Raw genomic sequence first — 19,754 nt, 5'->3', positions numbered from 1 at the left:
TAATTAATTTATCTTGTTTTTAAAAACAGCCTTTTTATTCTAAAGTAATTTCTATAATAGTATCAATTTTATTTTGGTCTGCTTTAGGTATTTCTATAAGTAACCCATCTTTAGTTTGTTTGGTTGTAATCTTTTTTTTATTAGCGAATAATTCAGCCGATTTAATGGCTGCCTTAAACTCTGGAATAACAAAAGTGTTTGCTTTATTTTCTAATAAATGAAGGTAAAGCACCTTTCCTTTTTGGGTTGAAACCCAATCTTTGCTAGGTGCTATAATTCCAGCTTTGGTTCCGTAGATAGTTTCCCCATTTGTTTGCAGCCAGTTACCTATTTCAGAAAGAGAATATATATGTTCCTCTTGTATTTTTCCATTCGGCATTGGGCCGACATTTAATAATAAATTACTTCCAAACCCAGACGCTCTAACTAAGTAGTGAACAAGTTCCTTTTTTGTTTTATGTTTTTTGTCTTGTAAATTAAATCCCCAAGAACCATTAATGGTAGCACATACTTCTCTTGGTAAACGACCAATAAGTGATTCTGATGTGCCAAAACCTGTTTTATTTTCGCCTGGTAAGTCTCTTTCAAACATTTGAAAATCTTCCCCTGTCTTTAATGCTTCGTGATGATTATTTCCAATTAAACACTGCGGTTGTATACTATGAATTAATTCATAAATCTCATCATAATGCCAATTTTCATCTTTTTTATCCCAATCTCCATCAAACCAAACTCCAGCAATGTCACCATAGTTGGTTAACAACTCTGTTAATTGAGCTTTCATAAAATTTATGTAGGCATTCCAATCACCTTCTTTTCTTCCAGCGATACTATTCCCTGTTTTGCCTCTTGGAAAATAATCATCATTATGCCAATCTAATAAAGAATAATAAAAGAAAAGTTTGATACCTTCCTTCTCACATGCCTTTGCCAAATCTTTTATAACATCCTTTCCATAGGGTGTTTTTTTAACAATAGTATAATCGGTAGCTTTAGAATCGAACAATGAAAACCCATCATGATGTCTTGTAGTGATGGTAATGTATTTCATTCCTGAATTTTTAGCAATCTTAACCCATTCTTCTGCATTGAATTCAATGGGATTGAAAAATGAAGGCAATTTTTCGTAGGCATCTATTGGAATATTTTGATTATTCATCACCCATTCGCCATCTCCCAAAATACTGTACACACCCCAATGAATAAAGAGTCCGAATTTAGCATCTTCAAACCAATGTCTAGCCTCCAAATTACTTTTGGTTGGTATATAATTAGTTTGAGCAATACCTTTCTTTGCTATGCTGAAAAAAAGTAATGTCACTATTATAATTCGTATTCTTTTCATATTTTAATTAATTATGATTTCATCAACAAATAACCAAACTTTACCTCCTTCAGGGGTTTTTGATAAGTTTTTAGCAAATACTTTTACATACCTTACAGATTGCTCTTCAAAAGAAACTTTAAATTCTTTTAAATCGAAAGAAGGGTTTTTAGCAAATGCTCTTTTCTCTACACCAACTTCTGTATAGTTTTTACCATCTTTAGAAACAGACACTTTTACAGCTGTTGGAAAATAGATTCCAGGGCCTTGGTTCTCTAAAGTACCTACAACAACCTCTTTAATAGAAGTTGCTTCTCCTAAATCAACAACTGCCTCCATATCTTTACCCAACCATGCTTGCCAATGACCATCTGTGTAGTTTTTGGTTGCACGTAAAGTATTTACCATTCCGAATTCTCCTTCACCTTGATAACGGTCATCATAAATTTCTTTAAAAGTTACCTTTTTACCAACTGCTTTATGAAATTTAATAGTGGTGTTAAATGGAACTCCTACAGGTACATCGTTTTTAAAAAGTGACGCATGCACTTCTGTAGATTCATTAATTATCAATGGTTCTGTATATTTAACCGCAGCATCCGTTAGTTTTGCATCATTTAAAGTATAACGAATATCTGCATCTGTAAATTCATTATTCAATGCTAATGTTACTTTTTTAGTATCCATATCAATTTTCACATCTTCCATCACCAAATAAGCACTTTTTGCATAATTGATATTTAAATAATCATAACGCCCAAACATGGTAACGATTCTAGTTGAAAAATCTTCCCAATTACGAGATTCTTTGGTTGACCATAGCGTTTCAGATAATGCAGCCAATCTAGGGAAAATCATATATTCTGAATGAGATGTTGTTTTTATTTGCTCTGACCATAAATTCGCTTGTCCGCCTAAAACATGTTTCGCTTCTGCAGCTGTCATTCCTTCTACAACAGGGTCAAACGTGTACACCTTGCTTAAAGGCGTATAACCACCCCAAGCCAATGGCTCTTCATTTTGTGGCCCTTGATAATGATCAAAATAACAATGAGAACCAGGAGTCATAATAACATCATGCCCTTGTTTTGCCGCTTCAAGACCACCTTTGGTACCTCTCCAACTCATTACAGTAGCCTCTGGTGCAATACCACCTTCTAAAATTTCATCCCAACCAATTAACCTTTTTCCTTTAGAGTTGATGAAGCTTTCCATTCTTTTAATGAAATAACTTTGTAGTTCTTCAACATTTTCTAAATTTTCTGAACGCATTCTTTTGTTACAATCAGGGCATTTTTTCCAATTGGTTTTGGTTGCTTCATCACCACCAACATGAATATATTTTGATGGAAAAATCTCCATTACCTCCTCTAAAACATTTTCTAGAAACTCAAATGTGTTTTCTTTTCCAGCACAATAAATATCCGTAATTGGCCAAACTCCGCCAGAAGGAACTCCTATAGGTTTTTCATGGCAAGACAATTCTGGATATGCTGCAATTGCAGACGATACATGTGCAGGCATTTCAATTTCTGGAATAATTTCGATATTTTTAGTTGCTGCATAGGCTACTAAATCTTTTAATTCATCTTGTGTATAGAATCCTCCATAGGTTCCTTTTTCATCTGCGGATGTTGTATATCTACCATCCCAATGTTTGTCTTCTTGATCTACTCTCCAAGCACCAACTTCCGTTAATTTTGGATATTTTTTAATTTCGATACGCCATCCTTGATCATCTACTAAATGCAAATGCAATACATTCATTTTAAGCATTGCCAAACGATCTATGGTTTTCTTTAGATATTCTATTTCGAAAAAATGACGAGATACATCTAACATTAAACCTCTATATTTATAACGAGGTTGGTCTTCAATTGTAAGATTAGGAATGAACCAATCTGTGCCTGAAACCGAATTAGAACTTTCAATGGCTACAGGAAGCAGTTGCCTAAGTGTTTCTATACCGTATATAAAACCAGCATCTCCTTTTGAAGTAATTAAAACACGATTAGAGTTTACATTCAACTTATAGGCTTCATCGTCTAAGTTTTCATCAATAATAAACTGAACATAGTTTTCTTTTGGAGTTTGTTCTAAAACGTCTAAATCCCAGCCAGATACATTCTTAAATTTATCGATTAAAACCGACGTTAGTTCTTCTTGAGATGCAGCAGCTAAAATAAATTTGGTGTTTTCATCAAACTGAAAAGCACCTTTATTCAGCAGTAGTTTGGCTGGTTTAGGAATCACTGCAATATCATTTTCAGTGAAAATTATATCTTCATTACTTTTTTGACAGGAAACTGTTATGGCAATTATAGCCATAACCAGCATTTTTTTGAATACACTCATTTTTATAAAAATTTAATTATCAATCTTTTTTAATTATACGAAAACACTTTAACGTGGCTTCTTTTTTCTATTCTTTTACTTTTTTATTGATACATTTTAGAAGTTGCTGCCATAGATCTTTTGGTGTTTTTATTAGGAGTATTTCCCATTGTAAAAATCAATTTTCCACCTTGCATAATTTCTGTATGTGTGATGTAACTTCTTTCTATAACCTTATTATTTAAAGTAATTTCTTGAATGTATTTATTTTCAGAACTGTTATCTATTGTTTGTACAGTAAAGGTTTTTCCGTTTTCTAAATTGAGGGTCGCCTTATCAACAATAGGAGAACCAAAAGCGTAAACTCCTTGTGCAGGATTTACAGGGTAAAAACCTAAGGCACTAAAAATATACCAAGAAGACATTTGTCCGCAATCTTCATTACCACAATGTCCGTTCGGTTCATTTTTATACTGTGTTTCTAAAATTTCACGAATTAATTTTTGTGTTTTCCATGGTTTGTCAATATAATTATACAAATATGCTACGTGATGACTAGGTTCATTTCCGTGGGCGTATTGACCAATCATTCCAGTACTAAAAATTGGTAACTTATCTTCTGGAAGCGGATCTAAAGTAAACATAGCATCTAGCTTTTTGTCAAAATTTTCTTTTCCACCAACAGTAGTTACCAAACCTTCAATATTATGTTGCACAGACCAAAAATATTGCCAAGCATTACTTTCGCAGAAATAAGGAGAATAATCTTTAGGAATAAAATCTTTTAAGAAAAGTCCGTTGTTAGACTTAGGACGCATAAATGTACTTTTAGAATCGTACACATTTCGCCAATTTTCAGAACGGTTTAAAAACGTATTGTAATCCTCTGTTTTTCCTAATGCTTTTGCAAATTGTGCAATACACCAATCTCCGTATGCATATTCTAGGGTTTTAGAAACTGACCAATCTTCATGTTGTTCGTCAATCGGTACGTATCCCAATTGCATGTATTTATCAATTTCTCTTGATGTATCTGTAGCACTTGCAATACATGCTTCGTATGCCAATTCAGCATCAAAATCTTTAATTCCTTTAAAATAAGCATCTACAATTACAGGAACTGCGTGGTAACCAATCATCATATTGGTTTCATTTCCTTGCATAGACCAAACCGGTAATAAACCTGTTTCTTTGTAATGAGCAAGCATAGAATTTACCATGTCTGAAACTCTAGTAGGATGCAAAATGGTATATAATGGGTGTGCTGCTCTATACGTATCCCATAATGAAAACGTATCATATCTATCAAAACCATCAGCATTCATGATAGAATCATTGGCCCCTTTATAATTTCCGTTATGATCGCTTAATAAAGTTGGTGCCAACATCGATTGATACAACATTGTGTAAAAAATGCGTTTTTTAGTATCGTCTTTTGTGGTGATAACTATTTTTTGAAGTTGTTTTTCCCATTTCTCTTTCGCTTGATTCTTTAAGGCTTCAAAATTAAAATTAGGAGCCTCTTTTTCTAAGGATTGATAAGCGCCATCAATAGTTGCAGTTGAAAGGCCTGTTTTTAAAATAATTTCTTCACCTTCTTCCATTGAATAATTTAAAATTATTTTGGTGTTTTTACCAGTAACAGGAGATTTTGTAAGCGTATCATTCTTAAATAATTGATAGTCTTTAAAAGGTTTTGATACTTTAATCACAAAATATGCGCGTTGGTCTTTTGCCCAACCAGAAGACTTTCTATAACCTTCGATTGTAGTAGTATTAATTACTTTAAAATGAGTTTCTGTAGGACTGTCCCAATTTAGCGCATAGCCTAAATCGATATGAATTTGTGTACTGTCATCTTTTGGGAACGTGTATTTATGAATACCCGTTCTTTCTGTCGCTGTTAATTCAGCTTTAATACCGTAGTCTAATAAATCAACCGAATAATAACCAGGGGAAGCGGATTCTTTTTCATGTGAAAAACTTGAATAGGGTTTAAAATTATTGATTTCTATTCGTTTTGAAAATTTACTATTGGTAGGCATTATTAAAATATCATATAAATCTCCAGCTCCGGTTCCTGATAAATGCATGTGTGAAAAACCAGAAATAATAGAATCTTTATAAAAATAACCTGCAATTCTATCCCAACCAGGAATACCAATATCTGGACTTAATTGCACCATGCCGTAAGGAACAGTTGCACCAGGATAGGTATTTCCAGGACCATCTGTACCGATAAACGGATTCACAAAATCTGTAAGATTTTCTCGTATTGATGTTTTTTCAGGTTCTTTACATTGTAGTAAAAAAAGAAAACTGAGTAAATATAGTAGACCGTATTTTTTCATTAATTTAGATTCTAAAATTTAATTTCACCAAAAAGTAGTTTTCATTCTTATTTAAAATTATAGGACAGTAACTTCTGCTTTTCCATTTTTGTAACCAAACCAAAGAATATACGCATAACACAGCACTATTAAAAGCAATGCGTTTTTAAAAGCAATATAATCTGTTAAAAACCCAAAAGTAGGAGGGATGATGGCACCACCAACAATAGCTGTACATAATAAACCTGATGCTTTAGGTTTTAAATGACCAATACCATCAATAGCTAAAGTGAAAATTGTTGGGAACATAATAGAATTGAATAAACCAACAGCCAAAATACTCCACATACTTACCAAACCAACGGTACTTACAGACATTATAATTAGACCAATAGAAATAGAAGCAAAAATAGCCAACACTTTTCCTGGTTTCATTATGCGGGTAAGATAAGCGCCTGCAAATCTACCAATCATAGCACCAGACCAATAAAAGGTAACAAAAACGCCAACAACTGCTTTGTCATCTTTTTCGGCTAAACCAGAGTTTAAAATGGCTTCTGCAATAGATTTCATCATGCCATTTTCTTTAATAACCGATACCAGATTCATGTCTAAAAAGTAGTTTACTAAATAACTTCCAATAGCTACTTCTGCACCAACGTAAAAGAAAATAGCCAATACACCCTGCATTAATTTTTTGTTTTTAAAAGCTTCACGATACGTTCCTGTGGAAGCTTCAGAAATCATATTTGGTAATTTTGCAAATAAGAAGACCAAAGCGATCAAACCTATAAATGCTGCCAACCCTAAAAATGGCGTTTGAACCGCAGCGGCTTCTGTTGACAAGTATGCTTCTTTTGCAGCTCCATCAAGTACCGCAATTTCATCTTTAGTTTTTATCACATCACTTAAAATAAACATCGCACCAATTACGGGAGCTACTGCTGTTCCTAATGAATTAAATGCCTGCGACAAGTTTAAACGACTAGAGGCGCCACCTTCAGAACCCAAGACAGCAACAAAAGGGTTGGCTGCTACTTGTAAAACGGTTATTCCTGCAGCCAAAATAAAATAGGCTAACATAAAAATGCCAAACTCACGGTAAGATGCTGCTGGGTAAAAAAGAAGACAACCTAATGCCATGGTTAACAATCCTAATATAATACCTCTTTTATACCCTATTTTAGATAGAATATAACTTGCCGGAATCGATAGTAAAAAAAAGGCACCGAAAAATGCAAATTGTACCAAACCTGCTTGAAAATAAGTTAATGTAAATAATTCGCGCAAACGCGGAATCAAAGAATCTACAAGAACTGTTATAAAGCCCCAAAGGAAAAATAAAACAGTTAGTAAGATAAATGCGGAACGGTAGGATTTTTGATTTGACATGGTATGCTTTATTTCTGATTATAATTTATACATTAAAGATATTTCTCTATTTATAGCGTTTCCTTAACTGCTTTGATTGTTTTTAAATAGTCATCTGTTAATTGCGGACCATCAAAAAAAGTAATTCCTTTTGCGCCATTTTCTTTCGCTAAATAAATGGCTTGCTTTAATTCTTCACTTGAAGAAAAAGGAGGTAAATATACCCCAGTGTTTACAGCTACATCTTTATGTTCTAAATCTGTTACACCTTGTTTTGTTGCATACCCAATCCAATCGATTTCTTCATTGTAAAAACCGTGATAAATCATAGGGTATACCGCGTCAATATTCCATTTGTCCCAGCGTTGACGTACCATATGATCGGCCATTTCTGGATATGGAAAAACAGCAGCTGTTAAATTTTTATTGTTCTTATGAACAATTTCATAAGCATCATTCACTAGGTTTCGAATAGCATTTAATCTGAAATTTTTCCATTCCATATCAATTGCTGTATTTTTGCTTTCTAAAGGGTTTTTATGATGAATTTTTTCAAACTCACGAATGCAAACTTCACAATAACAAAAATCGAACTCTGCCATTTCAGTCTCTTGTTTTAGGTCGTACCTTGGAAGCAAACCGATTGGCAAGAAAATATCTGGAAAACGAATGTAATCTAAGTGAACACTTTCAATTCCGTCAACTTTAGACAAACCTTCTACCAAACCTAAAATATGATTTCTAGACTCGGTTCTTGTTGGGCACAACCATTGGTAATAACCTACATAAGGTCTCGTGTCAAAACAAGATTTACCATCTCTATTCACCATATACCATTCTGGGTGTTGTAACGCAATTGTATCTCCTGGTCTGTTTACAGCCATAATCCAAGCATGTACTTTTAAACCTTCTTTGGCAGCTAAAGGAGCTAAACGAGCCAGTTCTTTAGGATCTGTTCCTGTGTTTATTAAAAGTTCATCAATTCCACCAGCTTTGTATCTTTTAAATTCTGTAGTGTAAGCATCGTTTGTTTTCTCTTTATTGGAAGTAATCCAAGTTCCAAAAGTAAAGGCATCAACTTTTTCTGCTAAAATATCAGATGAATTTATCTGTTTTACTTTTTGCGTTTGATTACAGCCTATTATAAAAAAAATAGACAAAATAAATAATGGGAATTTTACTTTCATTAAAACCTGTTTTTTATACTTTATAACTACTCTAAACCTTCAAAAAGAGTGTTTAATAATTCTTGATCTTTGTCTAAACTATATTCCCAGAACATAGCTCCACCAAATCCTTTTTCCTTTATAAACGCTGCTTTTAATTTAACGTCTTTAGCCGTTTCCCAAGAAACAAATGTACTATCGGTTTCACTCCATAAATAGGAAGCTTTTGCAGATTCGTCATACATTTCTTTATATTTTCCGTTAGCTATTCTTTCTTTAAGCTCTTTGTAAGACACAATATAACCACCTTCTTGAGAATGATCATTTAAACCGTCTGTTGTTGAACTTACTTTTTTCCATTGTCTTCCATAGAAAGGAATTCCCAAGACTAATTTATCTGCTGGCACACCTGCTTCCAAATGTCTTTCCATAGCATCTACTCCGCTATTTACATTGTATGTATCTTTTTCTGAAGGATATAAATTTGCATGATGTCCTGTTTGATAATACCAACCCTGATAAAAATCATAACACATTACATTTATAAAATCGAGGTATTGATGCACTTCCCCCAAATTAGTTTGTTCTATATACGTTTCATCAGCTCCTGTAGCAATGGTTAACAAATAATGGGTATTATTTTTCTTTCCTTCAACATCTAAAGCTTTGCGAATTTCTGCCAAAAGCAAGGTGAAATTATCTTTGTCTGAAGGACGAAAAGGATTGTCTTCACCACGTTGACCTGGATATTCCCAATCTAAATCTACGCCATCAAAACCATGTTCTAATAATAAGTTTACACAACTTTCTGCAAACTTCTTTCGAGAGCTTTCAAAAGCTGCCATGGTAGAAAATTGATCAGACCAAACCCAACCACCTACAGAATATAATACTTTTAAAGCTGGATTTTGTTTTTTTAGCGATATCAGCGTCGCAATTTTAGCTTCATCTGTCTCTAACTCAAACTTCGCTTTACCATCTACAATATTTGCAAATGCAAAATTGATGTGTGTTAATTTAGTCGCATCAATTTTTGAGAAATCATAATTTTCATAACCAGCGGCATAACCAATAATTTTATAATGCTCAATTTGCTTTTCTTCCTGTACTATATTTTGTTTCTCTACGGTTTTAGTACACGCAAGAAATAAAGGTAAAAGGAAAAAGTATGTTATGAATTTCATCTTCTTTATTGCTTTACTTATGATCATCATAATACTCCTTTTATTCTAAAAACTGTTGTTAATTTGTTAGGACGTTTTGCTGGTACTATAAGCATAAGTTTCTTTTTACCTTGCTTAAATTCAACATGAGCATCACTACCGATTATTTCAATTGAACTTATTTTACCAGGTTTTTGTTTTGAATGTAATCCTAATGATGGAATTTCTATTTTTCCCTCTGAAGGATTCAGGACAAACATATACAATACATTTCCATTGGTGGTAAACCGCACTTCATCACTACCATAAGCAGTGCTTTTTAGTGTTCTTTCATTAAAATGCTCCTGACTTTTTTGCTTTTTTAAAGCCTCTAGATCTGCCTCTCCAATGCCACTTTCTTCCAATACCTTTAGGTAAGAATTTAGATTATCACCATATATTTTCCATGGTTTACTAGCATAAATTGCTTCACTATTTTGGTGTATCCAAGCACCAACTTCATCTAAAATTATTTTCTGAGTTGTAGGAATGGTTCCATCGCCTAAAAGTTCTACATTTAGCAATAGGTTTCCATTTTTACTATTGTAATCGGCTAAAGTTTCAATAACTGTTTTAGCACTATGTCTATAGTCCATTGCATGGGTATCTTCTTTATAAAACCAAGTTCGAAGTGTTGTTATTCCTTGCCATGGATACGGTAATATTTCAGAAGCTCCACCGCGCTCAATATCTTTAACGGTTGAAGGCTCATTATGAAATTTACCAGCTACAACAGCATTAATTTTTCCAGTATTATCACGTTTATTATTGAAAAAAGTTTCACAGACTTCTTTTCCATATTCGTTATAAGGAAAGTTATAACCATCAAACCAAATCATGTCGATGTCATATTTAGTAACTAATTCTTTATGGCGTAACATCCAATTTTGTTTTACTTTTTCAATGTATTCAGGAGTTCTTTCAGCCGGAGGTAAACCATATAAATCTGCAGGATCTAAACCTTCCCACCATTTTCCTTTTCCGTCTTCAACTGTCATGTGCCCATCATAAAGAACACCTTTATGAGGTCCTGCAGTATCCGCACCAAAAGCAGGCAACCACCAACCCAAAAAGCGGTCGTCATGTGAACTAACGCCAAACGGCATCTCATATTTTTTAGTTGATTTTTCAAATTCTCCGATAATATCACGTTTTGGCCCCATATTTACAGAGTTCCATGGGTGATGTGTCGAATCGAAATTATCAAAATGATCATGATGGTTCGCCAAAGCCACAAAATATTTTGCGCCAATACTCTTAAAATACCTTACAAGTGCATCGGTATCTAGTTTTTCTGCCTTCCATTCATTAAGAACATCTTTAAACCCAATCTCAGATGGATGACCGAATTTATTTTTGTGATAAGAATATGCATTTCTCCCCCATTTCTCTTTTCCTACATCTTCCATATACATGTGTCTTGCATACCAGCCTCCACCTTGTAATGGTTCTGTTTGTGCACCCCAATGTACCCAAATTCCAAATCGAGCTTCTGTGTACCATTCAGGAAATTCATAATTTTCACCCAATTCTTTCCAAGACAATTCTTTGTCTTGAGCGTAGCAAGAAAAGCTTAAAAAGCATACTATAAATATAATAAAGGTATTTAATTTCATGTTCGTTTTTTTGTTTAGTGCGTAATTAATTTACCGTCTTCTTTAATAATTAACGTTTTATTAGAAAAAGGACTATCTACAAAAATAGTCCAACCAAAACGATGATTTTCAAGTTTAGGGTTTATTTTTTTTCCATCTATAATTATTGGTGATAGCGTTAATTTTTCAATAGTAGTAGCCCAACTTTTATTTACAGTAAAATACTTCTTTTGAGTACGGTATAACTGATACAATTCCCATTTTATTTTCTCCTCATTCGGAATTTCAAACGTATCTTTTTTTCCAACTTCTTTGGAAGAAAAATAAACATAGCCCCATTTTTCTGGTTCGTGCATATTAATGACTCCTTGTGGAGACCAAACCCAATTGTATTCAGGAAGATGTTTTTCGTTAGCATCTTTCTTGCGTTCGTACTTTCCGTCAGTAATTTGGTAATCCCAATTTACTCTAGAAAAATTTACACGCCAAAATTCGTCTTTAGGAACATTTTTCTCAAAATAAGATTTCTTATAAACACTCCAAGGAATCGCCATTTCAAGAATCCAACCCTTGTCGGTATCGTTCGGGTTATTTAGGGTCCCATCAATTGTGATAGCAGATTTCATTCCGGTTGCGGTCCAATCATTTAAAGCCACATTATTTAACTCTCTATAAGGTTTTGTAATGAATAAATCCCAAATGGTATTGATGGCATTGACTTCAATTTCATAGTAATTATGTGTATCACCATCTGGATCTATAAATACTTCAAAATCATTATTATGAAAAATAATAGCATCACGTTCTGTAATATCTGCCCAAACGTGTGGTTCTTCCATTTTAGCTAAAATGTAGAAATATGTATCATCCCAAAGCATCTTTATTTGGGTTTTATAGGTTGGTTTTTTTACACCTTGAATATCTATAAAAGGTGCGGACCATGCTACTTTATCCCAAGAAACATCCTTTTCATTTCCATCAATAAGAATTGCTTCAGAAGTATGATACGCAATATAATTTTCTGGCGTAATTTCAACCTTTGATTGTGCAGTAGTTATTGTTGTTAAAAAACAACATAAAATCGACAAATATTGAAAATTTAAAATCATTTTTATTCTTATTTATGATGAAAATTGATTGAGACCTTTCAGTTGTTTTAATAAACTCAACGGTCTAAAAATTTTATAAACTATTCTCTTTTGTATATTGAATTACTTCACTCAACTTACCAAATGCCATTGCAACCACAGTATCTGCAGCTCCATAATAAATAGCCAATTTATCTTCTTCTACATCATGCAATGCAGCACAAGGAAACACTACATTAGGCACATCTCCGGTAGTTTCATATTGTTCTGCTGGCCCTAATAAATAAGGTTGCGTTCTATATTTAACTTTATCTGGTTCGTTTTCATCTAAAAGTGCAGATCCCATTGCATAACGGAAACCGTTGCACGTATTAATCACCCCATGATAAATCATTAACCAACCTTCGTCTGTTAAAATAGGAATTGGGCCTGCGCCAATTTTGGTACATTGCCACGCACTATCTTCAAAAGGTGTTGCTTTCATTACACAGCGATGTTCTCCCCAATATTTCATATCTGGGCTGTAACTAATGTAAATATCACCAAAAGGTGTGTGACCGTTGTCACTTGGGCGACTTAACATTGCGTATTTTCCGTTTATTTTTTGCGGAAATAATACACCATTTCGGTTAAAAGGTAAAAAGGCATTTTCACATTGAAAAAATTCTTTAAAATCGAAGGTATACCCAATTCCGATTGTTGGTCCGTTATAGCCATTACACCAAGTAATCCAATATCTATCTTCAATAAATACCACACGAGGATCGTATTTATAGTCAGATTCTATCATTTCTGTATTTCCGGCTTGCATTTCAATTGGCTCATGATTGATGTCCCAATCAATTCCGTTTTTACTAAAGCCAGCAAAAATATTCATTTGTACCGCTTTGTTATCACACCTAAAAACACCTGCAAAACCATCTTTAAAAGGAACAACAGCACTATTAAAAATACTGTTAGATGATGGGATGTCGTACCTGTTAATTACAGGGTTTTCAGAATATCTCCAAACTACATCAGTGCAACCTTCTGGTTTATCTTGCCAAGGAATTGAATTCATATTTGCTTTATTTTTTAATGTCAATCTTATTATTTTTTAATTTGGTATTTTTCTAACTTTATCTAACCATGTAAACTTCAAAATAATCGAAGTTACTACAAATACACCCAATGAAATAAATGCTTTTGGATAATCTCTAATGATAAAATAGATTGGTAAAACAATCATACTAGATTGCCAAACAATACCAATGGCGCAGTTTAACATGTCTGACCAAAAATCGGAATTTCTTTCTATTTTATGGTTGTCTTTTTTCAATTCTTTTAAAACTGGTTTCCAAAATCCCCAAGGATGCACATTTTTATAAAATGCTTTTAGAACGTTCATATCTGTAGGTTTGCTTAAAAAGGTTCCTAAAAATGAACCCAATAGCGACACACCGAATATTACTGGAAATAAGTAAATGGCAGAAACATGTGATAAATCATATAAAATTGTTCCTTCAGAGAAACTTCCTTTGTTTTGATCTAATAAAAACTGTAAGCTGGCAATGATTAAACCAGATAACATTCCCCAGAAATACCCCCAACCATTAAAGCGCCACCAAATCCATTTTAAGAAATTTGCAGCCACATAACCACCAAATAAAGAACTGGTAATCCATAAAGTTAATGAGTTAATGGAGTCTGCAAAAAAGCCCATAAAAACACCCAAACCAACCACTGCAAAAGAGGCAATATGACTCGCTTTTATATAATGTTTGTCGGTTGCTTCTGGTTTAAAATATTTTTTATAGATATCATTTACAATATACGCAGGACCTGCATTTACAAAAGCAGAAAAAGTAGACATAAATGCCGCTAAAAGACCTGCTAATAGTAACCCTTTAATACCTACAGGAACATGGAAATTAATTACTTGTGGTAATAAAATTTCTAAATCTGCGCCAGTAAGATTAGGATTTGCCGCCATTTGAGGTGCTAGAACCACCAAAGCAATTACTACAACACCACCAATTAATAAATACCGTGGTATGAACAATACTAGGTTTGTAAAACCACTCATGTATGCAGCCTCTTTTACTGTTTTTGTTGATAAAATTCGTTGCATATCGAAACTTGGTGTAGGACCTGCAATACTTGCAAAAAAGCCCTTAAATAAACTCATCCCAATTAAAGCACCAAACATTTTATAACCTTCGGAATCTATCAAATCATTAAATTTTTGAAATTTAGAATCCCAATGGGTGTCTAATTCCCAGCTAAAAAACACATTTTTCCATTGTTCTGTAATCACGCTTGTAATTTCAACATCACTAAAAGCGAAAAAAGTATAACCAGCTACTAAAATACCCGCAATTACCATAATTCCGTATTGCAAAACTTCTGTAGCAACTACAGAAAACATACCGCCTTTTATGGTGTAAATGGTTGTTAGGAAAATAATGATTAGCGCATACGATTGTTCTGAAGTTAATATTTCTGAAGCATTTAAAATCAATGCTAAATCCCAAGGTAAAATAACAGTCATAAATTTACCAACACCTTCAAAAAAGTAGGCAATAAATCCGATGGCAGCAATAACCGCAAAAATAGCGACGATTTTATGAGAAGCTCTACCTGCTTTATCATCACCAAAACGAGTTAAAATCCATTCAGAACCGGTCATAATATTAGAGCGTCGAATCCAAACGGCTAGGAACATCATAATAAAAATCTGATTCCATATTGGCCAAAGCCACATCAACATAAAACTTTTTGTTCCGTATAGAAAAAGCCAACCTACCATTAAGGCTGTTCCAGAAATATCGAACATTCCAGAGCCATTACTTAATCCTAAATAGTACCATTTTATAGATTTACCACCTAAAAAATAAGAATCTAATCCTTTGGAAGCTCTTTTGGAAATCCAAATTCCAACAACAAGTGTTAAAACAATGTATATTGCTATAATTGACGCATCGATAATATCCATTATTCTTGCATGTTTTTAGAAATTCCCCATTGTTTGTTTGGTTCAGCACCCATTTTAAAATGTAAAGTGCCACCTTTTAAAATATCTTGATGAGAGATTGCTGTCTTATTAAAATCTTTGCCATTAAAGGTTGCAGACTGTATGTAGATGTTTTTATCAGATACATTTTCTGCTTCAATAGTAAATGTTTTTCCATTTGGAAGATTCATGGTTGCTTTTTCAAAAATCGGCGTTCCAATTTCGTATTCACCAGAAGCCGGATTCATAGGGTATAAGCCCATAGAACTCAAAACATACCAAGCGCTCATTTGTCCGCAGTCTTCATTTCCACTCAATCCGTTTGGAGTCGTATTATATTGCGTATCCATAATATGACGTGCCCAAAATTGTGTTCGCCAAGGTTGTTCTGCGTGATTAAACATATACGCAATATGATGACTAGGTTCGTTTCCATGTGCATATTGACCGATAAGACCAGTAATATCCGCAGAAACATTGTCTCCTGTAATTTCAGAGCTTTCTGTAAATAGTTGCTCTAAACGACTAGCAAAAACTTCGTTACTTCCATGAATTTCTATTAAATTATCGACTGCATGTGGTACAAACCAACTGTGCTGCCAAGCATTTCCTTCTGTGTAATCTGTTTGTTCTCTGTGGTTCGAATGTTTAGGGTCGAAAGGTTCGTTCCAAGATTTACCATCTTCAGATTTTCCACGCATAAATCCACTTTCTTTGTCAAACAAGTGTTGATATGCTTTAGAGCGATTTAAGAAAAATTGAGAGTCATCTTCTTTTCCTAACATTTTTGCCATTTCTGCAACACACCAATCATCGTATGCATATTCTAAAGAAATGGTTACAGATTCATCTATTAAATTATAAGGAATATAGCCATACTTTTTGTAATGATTTAAGCCACGTTCGTCCTGCATCATCGTGTTTTTCATCGCTTCGTATGCTTTTTCAGCATCAAAACCACGAATGCCTTTTTTATAAGCATCTACAATTACGGGTATAGAATGATACCCTGTCATTGTATTTGTTTCGTTTCCGTACAAAGTCCAAACTGGTAATATTTTTTTCGTTTCATAATATGCCAACATCGAGTTGATCATATCAGATGTTTTATCAGGAGCAATTAATGTTAATAAAGGGTGTTCTGCTCTAAAAGTATCCCAAAGAGATAAAGTAGAATACGCAGTATAGTTTTCTGCGTTTGCAATACTGTCATTCTCTAGCCTAAATTGTCCGTTTTTATCACTAAAAGTAACAGGAGCAAGTTGTGCATGATATAATGCTGTATAGAAAATAGTTTTTAAAGAATCTGTTTTCGTTTCTATATTAAAGCTAGACAATGCTTTCTCCCAAGAATTTTCTGCGGCTGTTTTTACGTTTTCAAAATTAAAATCAGACGTATCTAAATTGTCTTTCGCATTTTCTACACTTACAGAAGAGAGTGCTACTTTTACTTGTAATTCATTTTTAACATCCGTTTCAAAAAATAATTGTGTGGCTGTTTTTGTGCTTTTTGCTGTTCTTGTATCTGTTAAATGACCATCTGCATATAATTTGTATCTTGTAATTGGTTTCGAAAATTTAGCAACAAAAAATACTTTTTGGTTATTAGCCCAACCTTTACTGAATCGCGTTCCGGTTATGGTAAATTCATCTTCAATTTTTAAGGAAGTTTCTAAAGGTCTGTCCCAATTGATGGCAAATCCTAAATCGATTACAACTGAGTTTTTATCCTCTTTTTTATATGTGTATTTATGGTTTGCAGTTCTTTTAGAGGTTGTTAATTCTACATTAATAGCATGATCTTCTAAAAAAACCTGATAATACCCAGGAGATGCTTTTTCATTTTCGTGGCTGTAAGAAGATTTGTAAGAAATACTATCTCTCGATTGCGGATTCACAGATAAATCTACTTCTTTATTTACAGGCATAAAAATGATATCAGCCAAATCTCCAATACCTGTTCCGCTTAAACTTAAATGACTAAAACCAACAGCGATAGAGTCTGAATAATGATAGCCAGAACACCAGTCCCATGCACTAACTCCATTTACAGGACTTACTTGTAGCATACCAAAAGGAACCGTAGCACCTGGATATGTATGTCCATGACCGCCAGTTCCTATAAAAGGATCTACGTAACTAATTGAAGCTTTTTGATTCGTATTTGAGTTGCCTGTTTTTTTAGTACAGCTTGCAATTAAAATAGTGCAAATAATTAATAGGTATTTTTTTTTCATATGTGTTCCTCTGAATTAGTAAACTACTATTTTCTTTTTTCTATTTTTTAAACTTGTTATTGGATAAATAGAATGAATTCTATTCCTTATATTTCCAAAAACAAAACGTTGTTCTATATCTCTTAAATAATATCTACAGAATACATTTTTATTAAAAATAAAAAGCCAAGATATATTTAATCTATAAAAATTCATAAATTTAACCACTATTAAAACAAATTTAGACAGACAACATAACAACGCTCCTAAACATCAAAAAAAAGTTTTTTTTAATGAATTTCACATCCAATCACCTGCATAAAATATCTTTTAGACATCACATTGTATTTTGGTCTGTCTATTTTCTTTTTAACACATTTCGCTGGGGAAGTTACTTTAATGATTATTTATATTCGTTAAAAACGAATCTTTTAGGGTTTCCGATACACATTACTTTATGCTATTTTAATATCTTTTTTTTGATGCCAAAATTTTTATTCAAAAAAAAGTATACGCTATACATAACTTTGTTTTTTACTGTTATATTTTTAATGGTGATCGCAAAATTCAATTTAACCTATTTTTTAATAAGTAATGAAGTCTGGCCAGAAGGCCCAGATCCTATAAGTTCATTGTCATTAAATTATGTTTTAGACATGATGATAGGAGAGGTGTATGTGATTACTTTTGTGACAGCGATTAAAGTTACTTTAGATTTTTTAGAGAAGCAAAAACGAGTTGCAGATCTTGAAAAAACGCAATTAGAAACAGAACTGTTGTTTTTAAAAGCACAGGTTTCTCCGCACTTTTTTTTTAATACGCTTAATAATATACATTCGTTAGCTTTAGAAAAGTCTGAAAAAACACCAAAAATTATTATGAGGCTTTCAGAACTAATGCGTTATCTTCTTTATGAAACAAAGTCTCAAAGGCAATCGTTGTCAAACGAAATATGTTGTATTCAAAATTATTTAGATTTAGAAAAAATTCGTCACGACGACTCCTTAGAAATTAATATGTCTATTTCTGGGGATATTCAAGACAAAGAAATTGCACCTATTTTACTACTTACATTTGTTGAAAATGCCTTTAAACATGGTGTTAATAAGAACATAGGTGTTAGGAAGATTGAAATAGACTTTGCTGTAAAAGAAGACTTTTTGTATTTTACAATTACCAATCCTTTACCAACAATAATTAACAATGAAAACACTTTTGAACATTCTAGTGGTATCGGTTTAGAAAATGTAAAAAAAAGGTTAACTTTAGGCTATCAAAAAAACGATTATAAATTAACTATAAATAATGAAAATAAATTTTCTGTACACCTACAAATAAAAGTAACTTAAAGATACTTTTATTGTGAAAAACAGAGTTTTATGAAAACGAGAACGAATGAAAATAAAATGCTTAATTATTGATGATGAACCTTTAGCTGTTAATGTTGTAAAAAACTATTTAGAGCAAATTGAAGGTGCAACATTAATAAATACGTTTAACAATGCTATTGATGCTTTAAATTTTTTAAAGGACAATACTGTTGATGTTATTTTTTTAGATATTAACATGCCCGTTTTAGACGGACTTAATTTTATAAAAAGTTTAATAAACCCTCCTTTAATTATTGTGACGAGTGCTTATACTGAGTTTGCTATTGAAACGTATGAATTAGATGTGCTAGATTATTTAGTAAAACCTTTTGATTTTCCTAGATTTATGAAAGCTTTAAATAAGGTTTATAATAGGTTAGATACAGATAAAGTAACAACAGAAACGAATCAAACGCGCCCTTATCTTTTTGTTAAAATTGATAAGAAAAAAATGAAAAAGATATTTTTAGATGAAATATTGGTTATTGAGTGTCTTAAAGATTATTTGAAGATTAATACAACTTCTGGTCGGTTTATGATTCACAGCACATTATCTGATTTTACAAAGCTTTTACCTGCTAAGAACTTTATTAGAATACATAGATCTTACACCATTGCTATGGATAAAATTGACGCCGTAGAAGGCAATTGCATCGAAATAGATGGTATGAAGTATGTTATTGGTAGGTCTTACATTCATGATGTAAAAGAAAAGGTATTAAGCTCTTCTATGTAGTTTTTTTTGAATAAAAATATACTTGCTTGC

General features: G+C 32.9%; 13 protein-coding genes. 2 read left to right on the top strand and 11 right to left on the bottom strand.

Features of this window, described 5'->3' with window-relative positions:
- Window positions 1–34: 34 nt before the first annotated feature.
- The 11 genes from ES045_RS14325 to ES045_RS14275 form a co-directional block, all read right to left on the bottom strand.
- Window positions 35–1,345: an alpha-L-fucosidase gene (locus ES045_RS14325; RefSeq protein ID WP_147116969.1), complete on the bottom strand. Its 1,311-nt coding sequence runs from the start codon at window positions 1,343–1,345 to the stop codon at window positions 35–37.
- 3 nt (window positions 1,346–1,348) lie between these two features.
- A complete protein-coding gene (locus tag ES045_RS14320) occupies window positions 1,349–3,679 on the bottom strand; it encodes a family 20 glycosylhydrolase (RefSeq protein WP_147116968.1) in 2,331 nt (776 codons plus the stop codon).
- Window positions 3,680–3,762: 83 nt separating this feature from the next.
- The gene (locus ES045_RS14315) at window positions 3,763–6,009 is read right to left on the bottom strand and encodes a GH92 family glycosyl hydrolase (RefSeq protein ID WP_147116967.1); all 2,247 of its coding nucleotides are present in this window, start codon (window positions 6,007–6,009) and stop codon (window positions 3,763–3,765) included.
- A 57-nt stretch (window positions 6,010–6,066) separates the two neighbouring features.
- Window positions 6,067–7,380: a sugar MFS transporter gene (locus ES045_RS14310; RefSeq protein WP_147116966.1), complete on the bottom strand. Its 1,314-nt coding sequence runs from the start codon at window positions 7,378–7,380 to the stop codon at window positions 6,067–6,069.
- Window positions 7,381–7,430: 50 nt separating this feature from the next.
- Window positions 7,431–8,546, bottom strand: a complete 1,116-nt coding sequence (locus tag ES045_RS14305) for a family 10 glycosylhydrolase (protein WP_147116965.1) — start codon at window positions 8,544–8,546, stop codon at window positions 7,431–7,433.
- A gap of 26 nt (window positions 8,547–8,572) precedes the next feature.
- Window positions 8,573–9,709, bottom strand: a complete 1,137-nt coding sequence (locus ES045_RS14300; RefSeq protein WP_147116964.1) for a glycoside hydrolase family 18 protein — start codon at window positions 9,707–9,709, stop codon at window positions 8,573–8,575.
- A 26-nt stretch (window positions 9,710–9,735) separates the two neighbouring features.
- On the bottom strand, window positions 9,736–11,343 hold the full coding sequence (locus tag ES045_RS14295) for an alpha-L-fucosidase (protein WP_147116963.1): 1,608 nt from the start codon (window positions 11,341–11,343) through the stop codon (window positions 9,736–9,738).
- Between the two features lie 14 nt (window positions 11,344–11,357).
- Window positions 11,358–12,431, bottom strand: coding sequence for a carbohydrate-binding family 9-like protein (locus ES045_RS14290; RefSeq protein ID WP_147116962.1), 1,074 nt, complete (start codon window positions 12,429–12,431; stop codon window positions 11,358–11,360).
- A gap of 73 nt (window positions 12,432–12,504) precedes the next feature.
- Window positions 12,505–13,470 carry a glycoside hydrolase family 130 protein gene (locus ES045_RS14285; protein WP_147116961.1) on the bottom strand — a complete coding sequence of 322 codons (966 nt, stop codon included), beginning with the start codon at window positions 13,468–13,470 and terminating at the stop codon, window positions 12,505–12,507.
- 36 nt (window positions 13,471–13,506) lie between these two features.
- Window positions 13,507–15,384, bottom strand: coding sequence for a sodium:solute symporter family protein (locus tag ES045_RS14280; RefSeq protein WP_147116960.1), 1,878 nt, complete (start codon window positions 15,382–15,384; stop codon window positions 13,507–13,509).
- The gene (locus ES045_RS14275; RefSeq protein WP_147116959.1) at window positions 15,384–17,639 is read right to left on the bottom strand and encodes a GH92 family glycosyl hydrolase; all 2,256 of its coding nucleotides are present in this window, start codon (window positions 17,637–17,639) and stop codon (window positions 15,384–15,386) included. The genes ES045_RS14280 and ES045_RS14275 overlap by 1 nt, the downstream gene beginning before the upstream one ends.
- A gap of 530 nt (window positions 17,640–18,169) precedes the next feature.
- Here ES045_RS14275 and ES045_RS14270 point away from each other — a divergent pair.
- Complete coding sequence (locus tag ES045_RS14270; RefSeq protein ID WP_317131315.1) at window positions 18,170–18,967, top strand: sensor histidine kinase; 798 nt, start codon at window positions 18,170–18,172, stop codon at window positions 18,965–18,967.
- 46 nt (window positions 18,968–19,013) lie between these two features.
- Window positions 19,014–19,724, top strand: a complete 711-nt coding sequence (locus ES045_RS14265; protein WP_147116957.1) for a LytR/AlgR family response regulator transcription factor — start codon at window positions 19,014–19,016, stop codon at window positions 19,722–19,724.
- Window positions 19,725–19,754: the final 30 nt, after the last annotated feature.

The organism is Polaribacter sp. IC073, from assembly GCF_007997075.1.
In the GTDB taxonomy this organism is placed as follows: Bacteria; Bacteroidota; Bacteroidia; order Flavobacteriales; family Flavobacteriaceae; genus Polaribacter.
This window is presented reverse-complemented; position numbering and strand designations above follow the sequence as displayed.

Bases quoted from the DNA above. Each gene is read 5' to 3' on its own strand.
- ES045_RS14285 (WP_147116961.1), bottom strand. From the start codon at position 13,470: ATGAATTCAATTCCTTGGCAAGATAAACCAGAAGGTTGCACTGATGTA.
- ES045_RS14310 (WP_147116966.1), bottom strand. From the start codon at position 7,380: ATGTCAAATCAAAAATCCTACCGTTCCGCATTTATCTTACTAACTGTT.
- ES045_RS14320 (WP_147116968.1), bottom strand. From the start codon at position 3,679: ATGAGTGTATTCAAAAAAATGCTGGTTATGGCTATAATTGCCATAACA.
- ES045_RS14325 (WP_147116969.1), bottom strand. From the start codon at position 1,345: ATGAAAAGAATACGAATTATAATAGTGACATTACTTTTTTTCAGCATA.
- ES045_RS14315 (WP_147116967.1), bottom strand. From the start codon at position 6,009: ATGAAAAAATACGGTCTACTATATTTACTCAGTTTTCTTTTTTTACTA.
- ES045_RS14275 (WP_147116959.1), bottom strand. From the start codon at position 17,639: ATGAAAAAAAAATACCTATTAATTATTTGCACTATTTTAATTGCAAGC.
- ES045_RS14290 (WP_147116962.1), bottom strand. From the start codon at position 12,431: ATGATTTTAAATTTTCAATATTTGTCGATTTTATGTTGTTTTTTAACA.
- ES045_RS14295 (WP_147116963.1), bottom strand. From the start codon at position 11,343: ATGAAATTAAATACCTTTATTATATTTATAGTATGCTTTTTAAGCTTT.
- ES045_RS14270 (WP_317131315.1), top strand. From the start codon at position 18,170: ATGGTGATCGCAAAATTCAATTTAACCTATTTTTTAATAAGTAATGAA.
- ES045_RS14300 (WP_147116964.1), bottom strand. From the start codon at position 9,709: ATGAAATTCATAACATACTTTTTCCTTTTACCTTTATTTCTTGCGTGT.
- ES045_RS14305 (WP_147116965.1), bottom strand. From the start codon at position 8,546: ATGAAAGTAAAATTCCCATTATTTATTTTGTCTATTTTTTTTATAATA.
- ES045_RS14280 (WP_147116960.1), bottom strand. From the start codon at position 15,384: ATGGATATTATCGATGCGTCAATTATAGCAATATACATTGTTTTAACA.
- ES045_RS14265 (WP_147116957.1), top strand. From the start codon at position 19,014: ATGAAAATAAAATGCTTAATTATTGATGATGAACCTTTAGCTGTTAAT.